The 20,091-nt window shown below is 60.6% G+C and carries 16 protein-coding genes; 8 read left to right on the top strand and 8 right to left on the bottom strand.

The genetic code is table 11. The features are described from left to right. The first annotated feature begins 53 nt into the window (after positions 1-53). The 4 genes from IB250_RS07805 (at position 54) to IB250_RS07790 (ending at position 3,356) form a co-directional block, all read left to right on the top strand. A complete protein-coding gene (locus IB250_RS07805) occupies positions 54-1,136 on the top strand; it encodes a bifunctional transcriptional activator/DNA repair enzyme AdaA (RefSeq protein WP_192343660.1) in 1,083 nt (360 codons plus the stop codon). Positions 1,137-1,181: 45 nt separating this feature from the next. Next, positions 1,182-1,994: an isocitrate lyase/PEP mutase family protein gene (locus tag IB250_RS07800; RefSeq protein ID WP_192343659.1), complete on the top strand. Its 813-nt coding sequence runs from the start codon at positions 1,182-1,184 to the stop codon at positions 1,992-1,994. Between the two features lie 75 nt (positions 1,995-2,069). Beyond that, positions 2,070-2,687 carry a DNA-3-methyladenine glycosylase family protein gene (locus IB250_RS07795; protein WP_192343658.1) on the top strand — a complete coding sequence of 206 codons (618 nt, stop codon included), beginning with the start codon at positions 2,070-2,072 and terminating at the stop codon, positions 2,685-2,687. A 180-nt stretch (positions 2,688-2,867) separates the two neighbouring features. Next, positions 2,868-3,356 (top strand): GFA family protein, encoded by a 489-nt coding sequence (locus tag IB250_RS07790; protein ID WP_192343657.1) that lies wholly within the window; start codon positions 2,868-2,870, stop codon positions 3,354-3,356. 113 nt (positions 3,357-3,469) lie between these two features. On the opposite strand, the gene IB250_RS07785 is transcribed toward IB250_RS07790, so the two are convergent. Beyond that, positions 3,470-4,078, bottom strand: a complete 609-nt coding sequence (locus tag IB250_RS07785; RefSeq protein ID WP_192343656.1) for a tRNA-(ms[2]io[6]A)-hydroxylase — start codon at positions 4,076-4,078, stop codon at positions 3,470-3,472. 161 nt (positions 4,079-4,239) lie between these two features. Between IB250_RS07785 and IB250_RS07780 the strand changes: the two genes are divergently transcribed. After that, positions 4,240-5,103: a universal stress protein gene (locus tag IB250_RS07780; RefSeq protein WP_192343655.1), complete on the top strand. Its 864-nt coding sequence runs from the start codon at positions 4,240-4,242 to the stop codon at positions 5,101-5,103. 104 nt (positions 5,104-5,207) lie between these two features. On the opposite strand, the gene IB250_RS07775 is transcribed toward IB250_RS07780, so the two are convergent. Then, positions 5,208-5,678, bottom strand: a complete 471-nt coding sequence (locus IB250_RS07775) for a DUF1289 domain-containing protein (protein ID WP_007906319.1) — start codon at positions 5,676-5,678, stop codon at positions 5,208-5,210. A 407-nt stretch (positions 5,679-6,085) separates the two neighbouring features. Between IB250_RS07775 and acnB the strand changes: the two genes are divergently transcribed. Then, a complete protein-coding gene (gene acnB, locus IB250_RS07770) occupies positions 6,086-8,686 on the top strand; it encodes a bifunctional aconitate hydratase 2/2-methylisocitrate dehydratase (protein WP_192343808.1) in 2,601 nt (866 codons plus the stop codon). A gap of 263 nt (positions 8,687-8,949) precedes the next feature. Here the strand turns inward: acnB and IB250_RS07765 are convergent, their stop codons facing one another. Then, positions 8,950-10,230 (bottom strand): serine/threonine transporter, encoded by a 1,281-nt coding sequence (locus tag IB250_RS07765; protein ID WP_192343654.1) that lies wholly within the window; start codon positions 10,228-10,230, stop codon positions 8,950-8,952. A gap of 431 nt (positions 10,231-10,661) precedes the next feature. Between IB250_RS07765 and IB250_RS07760 the strand changes: the two genes are divergently transcribed. Next, positions 10,662-11,633, top strand: coding sequence for a 2-hydroxyacid dehydrogenase (locus IB250_RS07760; protein WP_192343653.1), 972 nt, complete (start codon positions 10,662-10,664; stop codon positions 11,631-11,633). On the opposite strand, the gene tssA is transcribed toward IB250_RS07760, so the two are convergent. The 5 genes from tssA to IB250_RS07735 all read right to left on the bottom strand — a co-directional run bounded on the left by tssA (position 11,630) and on the right by IB250_RS07735 (position 19,288). Beyond that, positions 11,630-12,718 (bottom strand): type VI secretion system protein TssA, encoded by a 1,089-nt coding sequence (gene tssA, locus IB250_RS07755; RefSeq protein WP_192343652.1) that lies wholly within the window; start codon positions 12,716-12,718, stop codon positions 11,630-11,632. The genes IB250_RS07760 and tssA overlap by 4 nt on opposite strands. Next, complete coding sequence (locus tag IB250_RS07750) at positions 12,715-16,551, bottom strand: type VI secretion system protein (RefSeq protein WP_192343651.1); 3,837 nt, start codon at positions 16,549-16,551, stop codon at positions 12,715-12,717. The genes tssA and IB250_RS07750 overlap by 4 nt, the downstream gene beginning before the upstream one ends. Next, the gene (locus IB250_RS07745; RefSeq protein WP_192343650.1) at positions 16,548-17,315 is read right to left on the bottom strand and encodes a DotU family type IV/VI secretion system protein; all 768 of its coding nucleotides are present in this window, start codon (positions 17,313-17,315) and stop codon (positions 16,548-16,550) included. The genes IB250_RS07750 and IB250_RS07745 overlap by 4 nt, the downstream gene beginning before the upstream one ends. An 18-nt stretch (positions 17,316-17,333) precedes the next feature. Beyond that, entirely contained in the window at positions 17,334-18,665 is a 1,332-nt protein-coding gene (tssK, locus tag IB250_RS07740) for a type VI secretion system baseplate subunit TssK (RefSeq protein ID WP_192343649.1), read from the bottom strand. A gap of 173 nt (positions 18,666-18,838) precedes the next feature. Further along, a complete protein-coding gene (locus tag IB250_RS07735; RefSeq protein WP_192343648.1) occupies positions 18,839-19,288 on the bottom strand; it encodes a type VI secretion protein in 450 nt (149 codons plus the stop codon). Between the two features lie 228 nt (positions 19,289-19,516). Between IB250_RS07735 and tssB the strand changes: the two genes are divergently transcribed. Then, positions 19,517-20,065, top strand: a complete 549-nt coding sequence (gene tssB, locus IB250_RS07730; protein ID WP_007906307.1) for a type VI secretion system contractile sheath small subunit — start codon at positions 19,517-19,519, stop codon at positions 20,063-20,065. The last annotated feature ends 26 nt before the right edge of the window (positions 20,066-20,091 follow it).

Below are 20,091 nucleotides of genomic sequence, written 5' to 3'. Positions count from 1 at the left end.
TCATTGTCGATTTTCCGGTGGAGGCGCCGGGCGACGCAGCATATGCTCAGCCCATGAACCTACAAAACGCTGTGCTTCCGCCCCACGCCGAGATGGTTCGTGCCATGCTCGAACGCGACACCGCCTATGAGGGGGTGTTCTTTACCGCGGTCAAAACCACTGGCATTTTCTGCCGCCCCGGCTGTACGGCGCGCAAACCGAAGCCGGAAAACGTTGAGTTTTTCGCCCATGCCGATGAGGCGATGTCGGCGGGCTATCGCGCCTGCCTGCGTTGCAAGCCACTGGACGCCGCGGCCATCGCGCCGGACTGGGTGCAGCGACTGCTCAAATCCGTGGACGCCGACCCCGACCTGCGCTGGACCGATGCCCAGTTGCTGGCCGAGGGCATCGAGCCACTGAAACTGCGCCGCTGGTTCAAGCAGCATTTCGGCATGACCTTTCACGCCTGGCTGCGCAGCCGGCGCCTGGGCATCGCCCTGGGTGGCATCAAACAGGGCGCATCCATCGACAACGCCGCGTTCGACTCCGGCTACGAATCCCTGAGCGGCTTTCGCGATGCGTTTCAAAAGTCGTTCCATATCACGCCCGGCCGCGCCGCCCACAGCGAGCCACTGCTGTTCACTCGGCTGACCACCCCACTGGGGCCGATGATCGCCATGGCCGAACAGCGTGGGCTGGTGCTGCTGGAATTTCTCGATCGACCGGCACTGACCAGGGAAATCGAAGAATTGCAAAACCGTTATGGCTACGCCGTGGCACCCGGACACAACGGGCATTTGCAGCAAATCGAAGCAGAACTGGCGCAATACTTCGCCGGCAAACGGACCGAATTCAACGTGCCACTGCACCTGCCCGGCAGCGCTTTCGCCCGACAGGTGTGGGCCGAACTGATGAAGATTCCGTACGGCAAGACCACGACTTATGGCGCTATCGCCGCGCAACTGGGCAACCCCGGCGCCAGTCGCGCCGTGGGCCTGGCCAACGGACAAAACCGCCTGGCGATTATCCTGCCCTGTCACCGGGTGATCGGTGCAGACGGCTCGTTGACCGGCTATGGTGGAGGACAACCGCGCAAGGCGTTCCTGCTCAGGCTGGAAAGCGCCGCGGTGCAAATCACCGAACAACTCGCGTTCTGATCACTCCGCCGTTTATTCAAAAAAAGTCATAAGGAAGGACATTCGATGGACACACTCGACAACCAATTCCACCAACTGCACCAGAGCGGCCTGCTGATCCTGACCAACGTCGCCGATGCCACCGGAGCGCGATTGGTGGAACAGCTGGGCAGCAAGGCCGTCGCCACCAGCAGCGCGGCGGTGGCTTGGGTTCACGGTTACCCGGATGGCAATACCTTGCCGCTTGAACGTCTCGTTTCCACCGTCGAATCCATCGCCCGAGTCATCACGGTGCCGTTGACCGTGGACATCGAGGCCGGTTATTCCGATGACCTGGGTCGGGTCGCAGAAGTGATCGACGCCGTCATCGCCGCCGGTGCCGTGGGGATCAATATCGAGGACGGTGCTTCGCCGCCCGACCTGCTGGCGCGCAAGATTGAAATCGCTCGCCAGGTTGCCAATCGCCGGGACGTGAAGTTGTTTATCAACGCTCGCACCGACGTGTATCTCAAGGGCTTGGTACCGGCCGAAGATCGCGTCGCAGAAACACTCAAACGGGCCGCGTTGTATCAGGCCGCAGGGGCCGACGGGCTGTTCGCGGCGGGCGTCACGGCGGCGTATGAGATTGAAGCGTTGTGCCGTGGCACGACGCTGCCGGTGAACGTGCTGGGTTTCGCGGGCCTGCCTTCGCCTGAAGAACTGCAAACCCTCGGCGTGCGCCGTTTGAGCGCCGGCTCGAGCATCGCCGAATTCCTCTACGGCGCCATGGCGTCGGTAGCCAAAAGCTTTCTGGAAACCGGAAAACTCGATAGCAGCGACCTCAAGGCCTTCACTTATGGCCAAGTGAACGCCCTGCTGACCCCCACCGGCAAAGTTTGACCGCAAGCAATGGAGTGCGGCGCTGCGGAGTGAGGGCTAATCTCCCCCGCAGTCACCCGCGCTTCAGGATGCTCCATGCCCGACACCTACCAACTGGCCAGCGAATTTCTCTCGGCCCTCGACGCCGACTGGCAACGCCACATCAGCGCCATCGGCCCCTGCCTGCATCAGCCCCATGCGGCTCGCGATCCTTACGAATCGCTGGTGCGGGCGATTGCCTATCAGCAACTGCATGCCAAGGCCGGCGATGCGATTGTCGGCCGGCTGCTGGCGTTGTTTCCGGCGAGCACCTTCCCAAGGCCTGAGCAGATTCTGGCGACCGACTTCGAGCAGATGCGTGGTTGCGGGTTTTCCGCCAGCAAGATCGCGACCATTCAGGGCATCGCTCAGGCAGCTCTGGACGGCGTGGTGCCGGATTACGCCACGGCCCTGGCCATGGACGATGAAGCCTTGATCGAGCGCTTGATCACCTTGCGTGGGGGGGGTCGCTGGACCGTGGAAATGCTGCTGATCTACAGCCTGGAGCGGCCGGACATTTTACCGGCCGATGACTTTGGCGTGCGTGAGGGTTATCGGCGGCTGAAGGGGCTGGAAGTACAGCCGACTCGTAAGCAGATGATTGAAATCGGGATGGCGTGGCGCCCTTATCGGACGGTGGCGGCGTGGTACTTGTGGCGGGTGCCCGGCCGGTAGACCGCGTTATCGTTCATCGCGAGCAGGCTCGCACAGGGGACTTTCTGCGAACACATTATTTGTGAACACTGAAGATCCAATGTGGGCGCGATAGCACCGGCACATCCAGCATAATTTCAAGTCCAGGAACGCGGACAGTCTAGGCTGTCCTGAGTCATCCCAACCTCATTGGAGGTTCCCATGCAGCTCGAAGGCTCCTGCCATTGCGGCGCAGTGTCGTTCAGCCTGACCAGCGCCCACCCCTACCCTTATCAACGCTGCTATTGCTCGATCTGTCGCAAGACCCAGGGCGGTGGCGGTTATGCGATCAACATCGCTGGCGATGCCGCCAGCCTGAAGGTGCGCGGTCGCAAGCACATCTCGATTTACCATGCGCGGCTCAAGGAAAAAGGTGACATACGCGCCCATCGCAGCACCGCCGAGCGGCATTTCTGTTCCGTTTGCGGCTCGGGATTATGGGTGTTCAGTCCTGAATGGCCGGACCTTGTCCACCCATTCGCCTCGGTCATCGACACGGCGCTGCCGGTGCCACCCGAGAACACGCACGTAATGCTCGGTTCGAAAGCATCATGGGTAGAAGTCCAGACGCAGCCCGCTGATCGACGGTGCGATAGGTGGCCTGAAGAGTCCATCGCCCAGTGGCATGAGCGCCTGGGTTTGAGCCGCTAAGCCCGTTCATGACAAAGCCGGATCAAAAGATCGCAGCCTTCGGCAGTGCCTACGCCGACCGTGTATATACCCCGGTTCTGTAGGAGCTGCCGCAGGCTGCGATCTTTTGATCTTCACGCCGCTACCGGCACACCACTGTGAAAACGAAACTCCACATCCGGCGACTCGATCAACGCCTGCTCAGCGTCACGAACCCTATCGATCACCTGGGCAATGTCCTTGGCGTCACCGTACTGATAGGCCAGTTTCAGGTAACCCTGGAAATGCCGCGCCTCGCTTTTCAGCAGGCCGAAGTAGAACTTGCCCAGTTCTTCATCCAGATGCGGCACCAACGCCTCGAAACGCTCGCAGCTGCGGGCTTCGATGAAGGCGCCGACCACCAGCGTATCCACCAGCTTCACCGGCTCGTGGCTGCGCACCACTTTGCGCAGCCCCGAGGCGTAACGCCCGGCGGACAGCTGACGCAGCCCGATCTTGCGCTTTTTCATCAGGCGCATGACCTGTTCGTGGTGCACCAACTCTTCCCGGGCCAGACGCGACATCAGGTTGATCAGATCGACGTGAGAGTGGTATTTGGCAATCAGGCTCAACGCCGTGCTGGCCGCCTTGAATTCGCAGTTTTTGTGGTCGATCAGCAGGGTTTCCTGATCGGCCAGCGCGGCCTGGACCCAGCCATCGGGCGTGCGGCAGCCGAGGAACTCGTGAATTTCGGGAAGGATCATGGGGCTCACGGATAAAAGGTACAAAACGAAGGGCGCCGATTATACCGGCCTGCCGACAGACCACCAGACACCAACCGTTGATATGCATCAAGTCGCCGAATGCCGGCCAGCAACTATAGTTGTCCAACGCAGTGTTTTTTATCTTCATGGAGATCCCGATCATGCAAGCCATTCGCAGCATCCTGGTGGTCATCGAACCCGAACACTCGGAAAGCCTGGCGCTCAAACGGGCCAAACTGATCGCTGGCGTGACCCAGGCCCATCTGCACCTGCTGGTCTGCGATAAAAAGCATGATCACGCTGGCATGCTTGGCGTGCTCAAGGCCGCGCTGATTGAGGACGGCTACAGCGTCACCACTGAGCAGGCGTGGAACGAAAGCCTGCACGAAACCATCGTCGATGTGCAGCAAGCCGAAGGCTGCGGGCTGGTGATCAAGCAGCATTTCGCTGACAGCCCGCTGAAAAAAGCCCTGCTGACCCCGGCGGACTGGAAACTGCTGCGCTACTGCCCTACCCCGGTGCTGCTGGTGAAAACCGCCAAGCCCTGGACCGGCGGCGTGATCCTGGCGGCCATCGATGTCGGCAACATCGACGGCGAACACCGTACCTTGCACGCCAGCATCATCGATCATGGCTACGACATCGCCAGCCTGGCCAAGGCCCATTTACACGTGATCAGCGCTCACCCATCGCCGATGCTCTCGGCGGCCGACCCGACGTTTCAGCTCAAGGAAACCATCGAAGCCAGTTACCGCGAGCAGTGCAAGGCGTTCCAGGCCGAGTTCGATATCGATGACGACCATCTGCACATCGAGGAAGGCCCGGCGGATGTATTGATTCCGTTCATGGCCCATAAACTGGGGGCATCGGTAACGGTGATCGGCACCGTGGCGCGGACCGGGTTGTCCGGGGCGTTGATTGGTAATACGGCGGAAGTGGTGCTGGATGCGCTGGAGAGCGATGTGCTGGTGCTCAAGCCGGATACGGTCATGGATCATCTGGAAGAGATTGTGACCCAGCATTGAGATTTGTGGTGCCTGGCAGGACGCCATCGCGAGCAGGCTCGCTCCCACATTGGATCTGTGTCGTTCACAAATCCCCTGTGGGAGCGAGCCTGCTCGCGATGCTTTTAGGCGCCGAAGGCGTCTTTGAGGAAACCCGGCGCTATGTAGCGCTGGTAATGCGCTTCCGAGAGCAGGAAAAATTCCCGATCAATGGCATCGCGCAATTCCGGCAGGTTCCAGTCGCGGAACTCCGGCAGCAGCACCATCCCGTAGGCTTCCAGATTGTTGATGACCCGCGCCCCCCGGGCGATCAGCTGATAAGCCCAGCAATATTCCGACTGATGCGGCACAAAACGAATCTTGCGCTGCTCCAGCTGCAGACGCAGCAACGCGGGATCGAAAATCTCTACCTTGCTGGCCATCACCTGCGACAACAATTGCTCAAGACGCAGCCATACCGCGCGTTTTTCTTCCTCGTTGTAACCGTTCCAGTGAATCACTTCATGGTGGAAACGCTTGCAGCCACGGCACACCAGATCACCGTAAACAGTGGAGCAGAGGCCGACGCAGGGGGTCTTGATGGTCTGATTGGGCATAGGTAGGCAAAACACGGGAAAGCAGAACAGGTCGGCATGTTAGCCCTTTGTCTAACATTCATCACCCCTCAAAATTCGAGGGCTAACTTACCTTTAATTTTTTTTTGCCGTAGAATCAGCCAGCCTTTTAAGGCGCCAATGTCCGTTAGAAGCTGTTTTCAAAGCGTCACGAGCACAGTCGTTCCTTCAGAGCGGTGTTGGCGAAGGGTTTTTCAGCGGTGAAAAACCTGACGCCAACCCTCATCAGCTCCCCGTTCTGCAGGCGTAAAACTTTGAAAGCAGCTTCTGTAAGGAATTGCCGGTAATTCTGGCTAAGCGGCCCACAACGCCACGCAGCGCATGAGTACGGCAATTTCGGGATGAGCGTCCCGGACACCCATTTGGGACCACTGATGAGGGTAATAACTGTGCTTGAAGCCTACCGCAAACATATCGAAGAGCGTGCAGCACTGGGTATCGTTCCCCAGCCGCTTAACGCCGAACAAACTGCAGGCCTGGTCGAGCTGCTGAAGAATCCCCCGGCTGGCGAAGAAGCCTTCCTCGTTGACCTGATCACCAATCGCGTTCCGCCAGGCGTGGACGAAGCGGCCTATGTAAAGGCCGGCTTCCTCTCTGCCCTCGCCAAAGGCGAAGCCAAATCCCCTCTGATCGACAAGAAACGCGCTGTTGAACTGCTCGGCACCATGCAGGGCGGCTACAACATCGTGACGCTGGTCAATCTGCTGGACGACGCCGAACTGGCGCCAGTGGCCGCCGAAGAACTCAAGCACACCCTGCTGATGTTCGATGCTTTCCACGACGTCGCGGAACGCGCCAAGAACGGCAATATTCACGCCAAAGGCGTGCTGCAATCCTGGGCCGACGGCGAGTGGTTCAAGAACCGCCCTGTGCTGGCCGACAAGATCAGCCTGCGCGTGTTCAAGGTGACTGGCGAAACCAACACCGACGACCTGTCCCCTGCTCCTGATGCCTGGTCCCGCCCTGACATCCCGCTGCACGCCCTGGCCATGCTGAAAATGGCTCGCGACGGCATCGTGCCGGACGTGCAAGGCTCCATCGGTCCGATGAAGCAGATCGAAGAAATGCGCAACAGCGGCTTCCCGATCGCCTACGTCGGTGACGTGGTCGGTACCGGTTCGTCGCGTAAATCGGCCACCAACTCGGTGCTGTGGTTCTTCGGCGACGACGTTCCTTACGTGCCGAACAAGCGTGCTGGCGGCTTCTGCTTCGGCAGCAAGATCGCTCCGATCTTCTACAACACCATGGAAGATGCCGGCGCACTGCCAATTGAATTCGATGTGACCAACATCAACATGGGCGACGTGATCGACCTGTACCCGCACGCTGGCAAAGTCTGCAAGCACGGTACTGACGAAGTCATCACCACCTTCGAAATGAAGACCCCTGTGCTGTTGGACGAAGTCCGTGCCGGCGGTCGTATTCCGCTGATCATCGGCCGTGGCCTGACCGATAAGGCTCGCGCCGAACTGGGTCTGCCAGCATTCGACCTGTTCAAGAAACCGGATGCCCCGATCGAAAGCACCAAGGGCTTCACCCTGGCGCAGAAAATGGTCGGCAAGGCGTGCGGCGTAGCCGGTGTGCGTCCAGGCACCTACTGCGAACCGAAGATGACCACCGTCGGTTCCCAGGACACCACCGGGCCAATGACCCGTGACGAACTGAAAGACCTGGCGTGCCTGGGCTTCTCCGCTGATCTGGTGATGCAGTCGTTCTGCCACACCGCGGCTTATCCAAAGCCGATCGACGTGACCACCCACCACACCCTGCCTGACTTCATCATGACCCGCGGCGGCGTTTCCCTGCGTCCGGGCGACGGCATCATCCACAGCTGGCTGAACCGCATGCTGCTGCCGGACACCGTCGGTACCGGTGGTGACTCGCACACCCGTTTCCCGATGGGCATTTCGTTCCCGGCCGGTTCCGGTCTGGTCGCATTCGCCGCTGCCACTGGCGTAATGCCGCTGGACATGCCGGAATCGATCCTGGTGCGCTTCAAAGGCAAGATGCAACCGGGCGTCACCCTGCGTGACCTGGTTCACGCCATTCCTTACTTCGCGATTCAGGCTGGCCTGCTGACCGTCGAGAAGAAAGGCAAGAAGAACGCCTTCTCCGGCCGCATCCTGGAAATCGAAGGCCTGGACAACCTGAGCATCGAACAGGCTTTCGAGCTGTCCGACGCCTCGGCCGAACGTTCGGCTGCCGGTTGCACCATCAAGCTGTCGAAAGAATCGATCACCGAATACCTGCAATCGAACATCACCCTGCTGCGCTGGATGATCGGTGAAGGCTACGGTGATGTGCGCACCCTGGAACGTCGTGCTCAAGCGATGGAAGCCTGGATCGCCAACCCTGAGTTGATGGTGGCCGATGCTGACGCCGAATACGCTGAAGTCATCGAAATCGACCTGGCCGACATCAAGGAGCCTGTACTCTGCGCGCCAAACGATCCGGACGACGCCCGTCTGCTCTCCAGCGTTGCTGGCGAGAAGATCGACGAAGTGTTCATCGGTTCGTGCATGACCAACATCGGTCACTTCCGCGCTGCCGGTAAGCTGCTGGATCAGGTCAAGGGGCAGCTGCCAACCCGTCTGTGGCTGTCGCCGCCGACCAAAATGGACGCGCACCAGCTGACCGAAGAAGGCTACTACGGCATCTACGGCAAGGCCGGCGCACGCATGGAAATGCCAGGCTGCTCGCTGTGCATGGGTAACCAGGCACGTGTAGAGCCGAACTCGACTGTTGTGTCGACATCGACCCGTAACTTCCCGAACCGTCTGGGTGACGGCGCGAACGTCTACCTGGCTTCGGCCGAACTGGCGTCCGTTGCGTCCATCCTGGGTCGCCTGCCGACCGTCGAGGAGTACATGGAATACGCTGGCAAGATCGACAGCATGGCGGCCGACGTTTACCGCTACCTGTCCTTCGACCAGATCGCCGAGTTCCGTGAAGCTGCTGCGAACGCCAACATCCCGGTCGTTCAAGCCTAACGTTACAACGCCATAAAAAACGCCGCCCATCGTGAGATGAGCGGCGTTTTTTTATGCCTGAAGAAATGTGGGGCTCACTGTTACTGATCGTTTACTGATCGTTCCCACGCTCCGCGTGGGAATGCAGCCCGGGACGCTCCGCGTCCCCTTCGAGAGCTGGAACGCGGAGCGTCCCTTGAGGCACTCCCACGCAGAGCGTGGGAACGATCATCGCGAGCAAGCCCGCTCCCACAGGGTATTCAGCGTATCTGGAAGATCTATCCTCAGGCTGTCAGGGAGTAGATCAACGCCGAAATCGCCACCAGGCCTATCGCTATCACGAAGACGTTAGAGGCTTGACCACGAAAGCGCGCCATGGCCGGAACCTTGCGGATCGCGTACATCGGCATCAGGAACAGGATCGCCGCGATGATCGGGCCACCGAGGGTTTCGATCATGCCGAGAATGCTCGGGTTCAGGGTCGCAACGATCCAGCAGACCACCAGCATGAACGCCGCGGTCATGCGGTCCAGCGTCTTCGGTGCCGGGCGCTTGCCGCTCTTGACGATCAGGCCCTTCAAGCCTTCGCTGGCGCCGATGTAGTGACCCAGGAACGACTTGGAAATGGCCACAAAGGCAATCAACGGCGCCGCGAAGGCGATGGTCGGGTTGCTGAAGTGGTTGGCCAGGTACGACAGGATCGACAGGTTCTGCGCCTTGGCTTGGGCCAGTTGCGCCGGCGACAGGGTCAGCACGCAGCTGAAGACGAAGAACAGCACCATCACCACCATCAAGAGGTGGGCGCGGGACAGGATCTGCGAGCTGCGCTCTTCGGCGTGATCACCGTAGCGACGCTTCTGGTCCACCGCGAACGCCGAGATGATCGGCGAATGGTTGAACGAGAACACCATCACCGGAATCGCCAGCCACAAGGTGTGCAGCAGCGCCGACGACTCAGGCAGCGTGGTCGCGGTGCTGAGGATGCCGCCATTCCAGTGCGGAACCAGGAACACCGCCAGGAACAGCAGCGCGACTATGAACGGATAGACCATCAGGCTCATGGCCTTGACGATCGCCTGCTCACCGCAACGCACCACTGCCAACAGGCCGAGAATCAGCACGAACGACAGCACGGCGCGCGGTGGCGGCATGATGTGCAGTTGATGTTCGAGGAAACTGCCCACGGTGTTGGTCAGGGCCACGCTGTAGATCAGCAGGATCGGGAAGATCGCGAAGAAATACAGCAACGTGATCAACGCGCCGGCCTTGATGCCGAAGTGCTCTTCCACCACTTCGGTGATGTCGGCGCCTTCGCGGCCGGACAATACAAAGCGGGTCAGGCCACGGTGGGCGTAAAACGTCATAGGGAATGCCAGCACCGCCAGGATCAGCAGCGGCCAGAAGCCGCCCAGCCCCGCGTTGATCGGCAAAAACAGGGTACCGGCCCCGATTGCCGTGCCAAACAGGCCCAGCATCCAGGTGGTGTCATGGCGATTCCAGCTTTCTAGGCTCGCTGGTGTTGCCGCTACATAGCGTTCGTCGACGCTATTGGCCTGATCATTCATCCGGTCGGATCTCCGCTTTCCGGTCACTTGCCACCCGGTCAGGACGAGTCGGAAAAAACCGACAGGCAGCGCCCTGGCCGAAACAGGGGCGCGATTGTCCGGGATTAATCAACAGAAGCAAAGGCTTAGGTGAGGAATGGTTATGCGGATCAGATGCAGCTGGCGAAACACGCGTTCTCCCGTAGGAGCGAGGCTTGCCCGCGAACCAGTCGCCTCGGTCCATCAGGAATACCGAGTAATCGTTCTTCGCGGGCAAGCCTCGCTCCTACGAATCGCGGGCAAATGATCTAGTGTTGTCATTAGAAGGATCGCAGGCTTCGCCAGCTCCGACACCGGGAGCCAAAGCCCCTGACCATTGCCAAACCGCTCTGGAGTCAGCAACCTGAAACGACGTTCAAACCCCGATATTCCGCTGCCCGCAGGAGCCCAGCATGACCGCAACTGTTCTGGTACTGGTTGAAACCATCAATGAATACCTGCCGATTCTCGAACATCAGGGGTTTCATTTGATCCTGGCCCCGACCCCGGCCGAGCGCGCCGCCGCCATTGCCCGACAGGGCAGCCAAATCGATGCGGTGCTGACGCGCGGTCCATTGGGCCTGCGTGCCGACGAAATTGCCGCCCTGCCCAACCTCAAGATCATCTGCGTGATCGGGGCCGGTTACGAACACGTCGACCTGCAAGCCGCCGCCGACCGTGGCATCACCGTCACCAATGGGGCCGGCGTCAATGCCTCTTCCGTCGCCGACCACGCCATGGCGTTGCTGCTGGCACTGGTGCGCGATATTCCTCGGGCCGATGCTGCCGTGCGTCGGGGCGAGTGGCCGAAAATCATGCGCCCTTCCCTGGCCGGCAAGCGCCTGGGCATCCTCGGCCTCGGTGCCGTCGGCATCGCTATCGCCAAACGTGCCGCCAACGGCTTCGACATGAGCGTGAGTTACCACAACCGCCAGCATCGCAGCGACGTGCCCTACAGCTTTTGCTCGACGCCGACCGAACTGGCACGCCATTCGGATTTTCTGATCGTTGCCGCACCCGGCGGGCTCGGCACTCAGCACTTGATCAACAGGCAGGTACTCGACGCTTTAGGGCCTAACGGATTTATCGTCAACATCGCGCGGGCCAGCGTGATCGTCACGGCTGACCTGATCAGCGCGCTGGAACAACGACGGATCGCTGGCGCCGCGCTGGATGTCTTCGATAACGAACCTCAGGTGCCGGACGCCCTCAAGGGGCTGGCCAACGTGGTTCTGACCCCGCATGTCGCCGGATTGTCGCCGGAGGCCACCCAAGGCACCGTGGAACTGGTCGGCAAAAACCTGACGGCATTTTTTTCCGGTCAACCGGTACTCACCCCCATTGCTTTACCGCCGCCGTCGGCAGCCGCCCGCAACACTCACTAAAGGACGCCCAACAGCGTCCAGAGTCGCCGGGATTCGGCATCGGCGCTGATCAGTTCTCCAAGCAGCTCACTGAGGGGCTTGTTGCCCCATTCCACGCCTCGTTTGATCAAATAGGGAACCGGGCTGTGGGGTTCGGTGCGCGCCAGGTACTCGGCGATCAACAGCAATTGCCGGTACGCCTCTTCACGACTCGCGGGCTCGCTGAACACCTGAGGCGCCGCAATGACGGGCGGCACGTCGGCCGGGCTCGATGCCACCACCGCTGGAATTTCGACAGGCGCCGGGGTCGGTTTTCGTGGGTGCATGGCGATGAACTCCTGAACCAGCGTCAACAACGCTTCAATCACGTCCTGCAACGCTTTGAAGCCTGGGGCCTGATTGCCGAGATAAGCGTCGCTCCACACCTCCAGGCGTTGCAGGTGCTGCTGGCTGAGCAGCAGCGTGCCCTGGCTGCGCAACCAGAATGACAACGGGGTGGCGCGAATCTGTTCGGTGAGTTTTTTCTGTTCGTTACGCGCGTTCTCCGCCGAGGTCTTGGCCGTTTTACTGTCGCTGGCCTGTACCTGTTGCAGCTGCAACCGGCGCCAGGCATCCAGACAGAAACTATCGAATTCATTGTTGCGCGGCTCGAACAACGGCACTCGGGTCAGCAACACTTCAGCGTAGCGTCGTGCCAGCCATTCGAGCGGTATCACCCGCCATGACTGATCGCCGTCCTCCGCCTGGGGATGCAAGTGCTCGGGATAGCGCTCGCATAACCCGGCCACCAGCGCCAGGCTGCCCGGCAAACCTTCGAGCCCGTCTTGATGCAGCCAGGCCTCACCCAGCCAGGCGCTGAGCATCAAATCCTTGCTGCGTTCAAGCAGCAGGTTGGTGGTCAGTTTTTCCAGTTCCGGCCATTGGGCGCGTTTGATCGACGACTGCCACACCCCCGTGGGCAAACTGGTGTCGTCCTCGCGGCGCAGCTCGCGCAACCGGTCGAACTCGGGCTCATAACGCAGATCCTGACCACAGGGAGCCTGCTCGCTGATCGGTTCGAGCAGTTGGCTGATCAGCTCCGGCAACGGCGTTGAAGGTTGATTCACAGGCCCTCCTTTTGGGATTCGATGTCAGGGGCTTCAATGCCCGCGGTCGATCTCGTCACCATGAACGGAGAGCGTGGGGCACGGGTTGGCAAGGGCTGAATGGACAGCGGCAATTTCGAGCCCTGGGTCATCAACGACAGGCGCACAAACATCAGGGTTTGCTCGGCGGTGGTGGTGCTGGACTGCGTCGTCACGGGCAGGCGCAAGGTCAACGGAAAGTCCGTGTAATCCATGTTTGGCTGGCGTTGCACCGACACGTGCGAACGCATCAAGCGCAATAACGACCACGGACCGCTGTACTCCCAGCCCGCTTCCAGATCCCGCACCACCAGGCTCGGCTGCAACGGATCGTTGGCCGGGCGCTGGTAGCCATTTCGGGCCCAACGCAAAGTCAGCCGGATCGGTTGGCCAACCATCCAGCGCAGGTTCTGCTGCGGCTCGCCGGGATAGCTGAGCTGTTGATTGCCGGCATTCAAGCCCCAGGCAATCACCTGATCGGCACCGCGCTCTTCCTCTCGATCGGTGCGCCAGCGCACGTCCATCTCCAGCCCCAACACACCGCTTTTGTCGCGTACAAACATCGGGCCCAGCCACGTGCTGGCTTGCTTCAGACGATTGAGAAAGTCCTCGGCGGCCAGGCGTTCCGGGGTCTGGCTCAGCAACAATCCGGCCTGCGCCACCGGCAAACGCTTGTCGATCAGCTCCAGCAAATGCTGAACCCTGGCCGGATCAGCGTCGGCGGCCTGAAGGCCATTGGCAAACGGAAAGCGCTCCGCCAGGTACTGATTAAAATAGTTGGCCAGGTCGTTCCACGCCGCCGCTGCCTGTTGCTGTTGCAGGAACTGGCAGCGTTGCATGGCGGTTTGTTGCAGATCCACCGCCCGCAACGCCAGTGTTCCGCGCCCGCCAGACAGGTTGGCGGTTTGCAGGATCTGGCCGCAGGACGTGGCGTCCATTTCGATGAAGTCGCGACTGACCAATTGTTCGATCTGCGCCGGCGAACTGGCGGGGTTCTGCTCCTTGTACTTGAGCAGTTCGTCGTTGAGCGCACTGAACTGCGTCACGCGTTCATAATCCAGCGCCGAGAGGTTCTGTTGCTGGACTTTCAGCCACTCCAGCGCCGAGGTGCGGCGCTCGGTGATGCCGAGCATGGTGTTGAATTGCTGCTTGAGGCTCAGTTTCAAATCCTGCACGTCGTTGGCGCCATACAGTTGCAGGCCGAGGTTTTTCGAGCCGTCCCACTGGCTGATTTCGGTGCGCCCGCTGAACAGCGGCTGGGCGACGATTTCGTCGAGGCCGCTGACGATTTCGGCCAGGGCGCGGCGGTTCAGGGCCGTTTGCAAACGCGTGGCCAGATCGCTGCGACGCACCTCGATAAAGGCTTTCTGCAAGGCAATCGCCTGGGAGGCCTGCACATTGAAGACGCCCCTGTTGGCCTGCGCATTGTGCTCGCGCAGGCTCGACAACATGGCCTTGACCACTGCGCCTTCGGCCGCTTGCAGCAAGGCGCCGCGATACGCCGGAGGAATGCGTGGCAACTCTTCGGCGGCGTAACTCTTGTAGCTGGCGAAATAGTTCAGCGCACTGTCGAGGTCGTCGCCATCAACGCCCTGCCCTTGCCCATTCGGGGCTTCGGAGCGATCCGCCTGTAAAGCGATGGCCACAAAGTCACGCTTGAACAGCGCCTGCACCGCGTTGTTGAGCTGTACCACGTGTTCCTGCAAGACCAGTTGCCCGCTGCCTTGCTGAATCAATAAATTGTCCCGGGAGCCGGCCTGAACGATCCATTGATCGCGAAAGCTCTGTTGCAGCTTGGCCGCCTGCATTTCCAACTGTTGTTCCAGTTGCGGTCCGAGCAAGGCGCTTTTGCGCACGTTGTCCAGCAACTCGCGGTAGCCAGGCACCAGGTCCTGACCCTTGCCGCGACCCCACGCCGAATTGGTCAAGCCGATCACGGTTTGCAGGTCATCGACCAGTGCGCGCAAATCTTCGAGCTCGGTGAGGGAGTTGCCACTGCCGGCCTCCAGCCGTTCCAGATGCAGCTTGAGATAACCGGCCTGGCGCACGAAATTGTCAGCCAGGAAATACTGGTCCAGCCAGCGCTCCATGAGCCCGAGGAAATTTTCCTCGATCACCGGGCGCTCGACGGTCAGGTCCAGCGGTCGCAAGTCGCTGCCATCAGCATCGAACAACGCCCGATTGTAAAAGCCGGCGCGGTGCAACGTGCCGACGTTGAGGTTCAGCGACAATGCGTTGTTGCTCAACAACACCAGGTCTTCGAGGGGCGCTTTGGGGTTGTTCAGCGCCTGACTGAACCACTGGTTCTGCTGCTCCAGATTCACCGCGCGCTCCACCAGATCCTTGGCCTTGACGTAGTTTTGCCATTGGGCCGGATCTTCGCTTTCGACGTTGCCCCGTCGTTCGGTGTTGCGGATGGTCTTGAGTTGCGCCAGTTCCGCGTTCAACAAGTCGTGCAACGGCAGCAACCAATGGCTCTGGGCGGTCAGGCGCAACTCGCTCGCCAACTGCGCATCCAGCGAAGAGAACCAGGAGGTCGGAAATACCACGGAGGTGAAGTTCCAGCCCGGCGCCTTTTCCAGCACTCGCCAGAAACCCTGAACGTTGCGCCGAGTCGATTCCAGCCGATGGGATTCATCCGTGACCGCCGCGTAGTTTTTTTGCGCCCCTTGCAGCAGGCGCGACAGTTCATGGGCCTCCTTGACCGAATCCTGCCAGACCCACAGCATGCCCACGCTCCAAACCACCGCGACCACCAGCGCCCCCCCACCGGTCACGCGTTGCCAGCGTTGACGCAGGCGTAACAGACGCGGCACCACCTGGGCCAGACCACGTTCGGCGACCACCCGCCGCTGCCACAATTGCCGGGCAAAGGCGCTCTGCTGCAACCCGGTGTCGTAGGCCGAAAATCCGTCGGTGCTGTCTTCCGCGGGCTGATTGGCAGTGAAATAGATACCGCGAAAGCGCGGTGCCTCACCTTGAGCATTGCCCTGGAAAACCGGCTCCAACAAGGATTGCAGATGGCGCCGCAAGGCTTCGAAGCGTTCCGGCAAGCCATACAGTTCTGTGCTCAGTTGCCCGGACAAGGCGCCGATTTCGATGATCGATTCCGCCAAGGCCCGAGTCACCTGATCCAGTGCCTGATCGCTCCATTGCGCTTGCCAGACCGCATCGGTCCCGTGGGGCGACGACCAGCCCAGCGTGCGTTCGCGGGCCTCGACCGGCAGCGCGGTGATCAACTCCTGAAACCCCGGCAACTCTTCCATGCCAGTAATGACCACGTACACCGGCACGCTCAGCCCGAACCGTTGCAACAGATCGATGAAGCGTCGACGTGCCGCCAACCCGAGGGTCACGGCTTGCTCGACGTTGCCCAGTCGACTGACCGGCACCGTCCAGATCACTCCGTCCAGCGGACGCTGACTGCGCAAGCGCAGGATCAATCCCAGCAAGCGCCACCAGCCGCCCCGTTGCAGGTGCATGCCTTCATCCGGCAGAAACAGTGCCTGTGGCACCACCAATACCGTCCCTTCAGGGTCCGACCACCAGCGACCGAACCAGGCCGGTTTGTCCGTCGGCTGCAAACGCCACTGGCTACACAACTGCGTGCCCTGGGTTTCGTTGCCGAGCATCAGCAGCCATGGAATCTGATACCGGTCCTGGGCGCCCTGCTCCTGCTCCATGTGCCGCACCGCCAGGTAAAAACTGCGAATCGCCGCACCGCTTTGCGTGCGCCACCACCAGACCGCTACCCCGACAATCGCCAGCAGCAACAGCACGGCGATGACGAGGCCGATAATCCCCAGCGTGCTCATGAGTCTTGCTCCGAGGCGGTCACGGAATCGGTCATCTGCAAGACCGGTTCGAGCTCCAGACGAATGTCACGCCAGAACAACTGCCCCAACCCGGTCAGCAGCAGAACCATGGCGAGAATCCCCAGACCCAGGCGAAAACCGTCGGGCAACGAACGGCGCACTGGCAATTGCAGCGGCGGCACGGCCGAAGGTTGTTCGAGCCGGGCACTGACGTCGGCATAATCCGCCTCGTGCTGCCAGGCAAAGGTGAACAGCGCCAGGCGCCATTTTTCATGTTGAGTCTGATTCGGTTCGCCGCGCAGACGTCCCTGAAATCCCAGCACCAGACACTGCAAATAGACGTTGGCCAGATCGCGCGTGGTGGGAATCTGCTCATCCAGCAGTTCCTTGATCGCCAGCGGTATCCGCTCACCGGCCTGACGGCTGGCGTACAGCCGCGATTCCAGCGGTTTTTCCTGCCAGGCTGACTGGCCCGGCCACGGCATGAACAGCAAGGTTTCATCGACCAGCGCGACAAAGGCATAGACCAGCGCCTTGACTTGCTCGGTGGCGGCGTCACCGACTTTGGCGAATGCGGTTCGCCACAGTCGTTGGGAGATTTGCGTCGACAGTTCGACCACCGCCTCCACCAGCGCTTCGTCCTCGCTGTCCTTGGGTAACTGGTTCCAGTCCTGGGACCATTGCTGCCAGGCCTGGCGAAAAGCACTGCTCAGCGGCGCTTCGTGGAGGCCTCGTGTACCCGATCCGACATTGCCCTCAGACATAGGACGTTCCTTCCTTGATCAAGCACTTTCACTCGCCTGGGCGACAAACAACACCACTTGCCATGGACTGCTGGCCAGCCTGGAAGCCGGTGCGGCAATCAGCAACGGCAACTGCCCGTCGAACCATTGGCCTTCGGCCGTCACCACAAACAACCGCGTATCGTCGCCGACGCTGTAGGCCACTTGTTCATTGCGACTCATGGCCTGATGGGACAAACCGCTCATGCGCTGACGACTGAGCAATGCGATGTGCGGCTGCGACGCAATGATCGCCCCGCGCAGCCATTCGCTCGCGGCCTGTTCGCTGGCACCGTTGGGCATGCGCAAACCGATGACCAGCCGTTGGCTCGGCTGATCGTCGGGCAATTGAATCGAGAAGGTTTGTTCACTGCGTTCGAACGCCAGGCTGCGATATCCGGCGCGGATCAGTTCGAGGGTCTTTTCAAGCCAGTCGAGCACCGCTTCATAGCCGCGCTGCAACTCAAGAAAGTCCAGCGGTGCGAACGCCGGAACACCGGCCAATGGATCGAGCGACGACCAGGCACCGGCCAGCCCGAGCAGCAAGCCATACAGCGCCTGAGGCGTCGCCACTCGACTGTTCAGCAGGCCTTCGACTTCCGGCAGCCGCGCCCAGAGCGCCGTCAACTGGCGACGAATTTCCAGCGCGTCGTCCTGATTGCCAGCCTGCTGCGCCTGGCGCAAACGACCGGCGAGGAACATGCATTTCTCCCGCGCCCGGGCACACAGTGCCGCCACGCGCCGACCCACTACCGACTCGGGCAACAGGCATGGCGTTGGCGGGGTGTAAGGCAATTGGAGAAAGCCGCCGCCCTCCTTGCGAATCCTCAGCAGTGGCAGGCAGACGGAATCCGCCTTGTTCAGTTGCGTGCACAAGCGCGGGTTCGGACGCCAGACCGTGATCGACTCGGGGTACTCGCCGCTCGTGAGATCCGGCAACGCATCGCCGACCACCGATTGCAATCGGCCCTTGAGCGGCAGCAACTGCCCGGCGCGCCACAGTGGACTGATCGCCAGGTAAACGGTGACGGTGGCATTGTCCGTGGCATCGATCACTTCACTGACGTCGAGCTCCAGCATCGGCCCCACACCGGCCTGCAGATTGACCGGCAAACCGTCCGGCAAGGTCGCCTGCAAATTGATCAGCCGGACGAGCCCGGCGCTCAATGCCGAAGGATCGAACTCGACTCGCGTCACGCCCCAGAACCACGGATTACAGGCCTGGGCGAAATGCGCCACCAGCGCCTCGGCCCGCAACCCTTGCAACTGAAAATGCTGGGGCAATAACTGCATGCCCTCATGCCAGCAAACCGCGTCAGGTAGCAGACTCATACGACTCCTTTCGACATCTCTTATTGCCGCACAAAAAATGGGCGGCCTGGCCCGGACTTGAACACCGCAATCCCTGTGGGAGCGAGCCTGCTCGCGATAGCGGCGGGTCAACCAACATTGAAGCTGAATGTACCGCCGTCATCGCGAGCAGGCTCGCTCCCACCGTTTTGTGTTCAGTTCGGGTGGTCGCTGACCAGCGTCATCTCGCGACTGTCGAACTTGAGCCAGGCGTTGCTCTGATCGTCCAGCCGTAACCGGTGTGCTCCGGGAGTGTTATAGCTGGCGAAGACTAAAAGTCCAGCCGCCCGCTTGCCCTCCAGCGGGAAGGGTTGTTTGTCGATGAATTGACCGGGCACCAGCTCCAGTCCCCAGACCGTCATCAACTGTCGATAGTCGCGCTGGAACTGCTCGCGTTCGGCGAACCACTGGCGGGCGGTGATACCCGACAACTGCTTGAGCAGGTCCGCGTCGTTCACCGCAATGAAGTCCACCGCGATCGGCGTGTCATCGTTGGCGCGGGGCGCGACGTCCAGCGTCAGATTATCGAGGTCGACACGAGGTCCGAACAACGAACACCCGGCGAGTGACAGGAGCAGAACCACAGAAAAAAAACGTGCGTACAAAATGAATTTTCCTTTTCTCGGTACAGTCCAAAAATGCTTTTTGTTTGCTTTTTTATAGACCTGTTCTAGCGTCTTGGGTAGTTCGGTCAGCACGACGAATGTGGAAGGTTCGTCAAAGGAATGACAGGTCCTCTGCCCTCCCTTTCTAACCTACGGTCCAGTAAGGGAATGCGATGAAACGGGCCTCCCGATGCATTGCGCCCGCCTCATGCATCGGAGTCAGCCACCATGGCAGAAAGTACTCAGCACAAGCTCGACAGGGTTCGCCCGCCCCGGGTGCAAATCACCTACGACGTCGAAATCGGCAACGCCATCGAGAAGAAAGAATTGCCGTTGGTTGTCGGCATTCTTGCCGACCTCTCCGGCAAGCCTCTGGAGCCACTCCCGAAATTGAATGAACGGCGCTTCACCGAAATCGACCGCGATAACTTCAACGAAGTGCTCGCCTCGATCGGCCCGCGCGCCACCTTGCAGGTCACCAACACCCTCAGCGGCGACGACAGCAAACTCAACATCGAGCTCAACTTCAAGCACATCGACGACTTCGACCCGGTCAAGGTGGTTGAGCAAGTGACCCCGCTGCGGCGTCTGTTCGAAGCCCGTCAGCGTCTGCGCGACCTGCTGACCAAGCTCGATGGCAACGATGATCTGGACAAGCTGTTGCGCGACGTCATCGCCAACACCGAGGGACTGCAAGAGATCAAGTCTGCCCGCCCGGAAACCGCCGCCCCCGCCCCCGCAGGCGATGCAGAAGTACCGGCCGAACCGCAAGCCTGATCGTTCATCCACTTAGGGAGAATTTG

This window comes from Pseudomonas sp. PDM09, from assembly GCF_014852305.1.
Classification (GTDB): Bacteria; Pseudomonadota; Gammaproteobacteria; order Pseudomonadales; family Pseudomonadaceae; genus Aquipseudomonas.
This window is presented reverse-complemented; position numbering and strand designations above follow the sequence as displayed.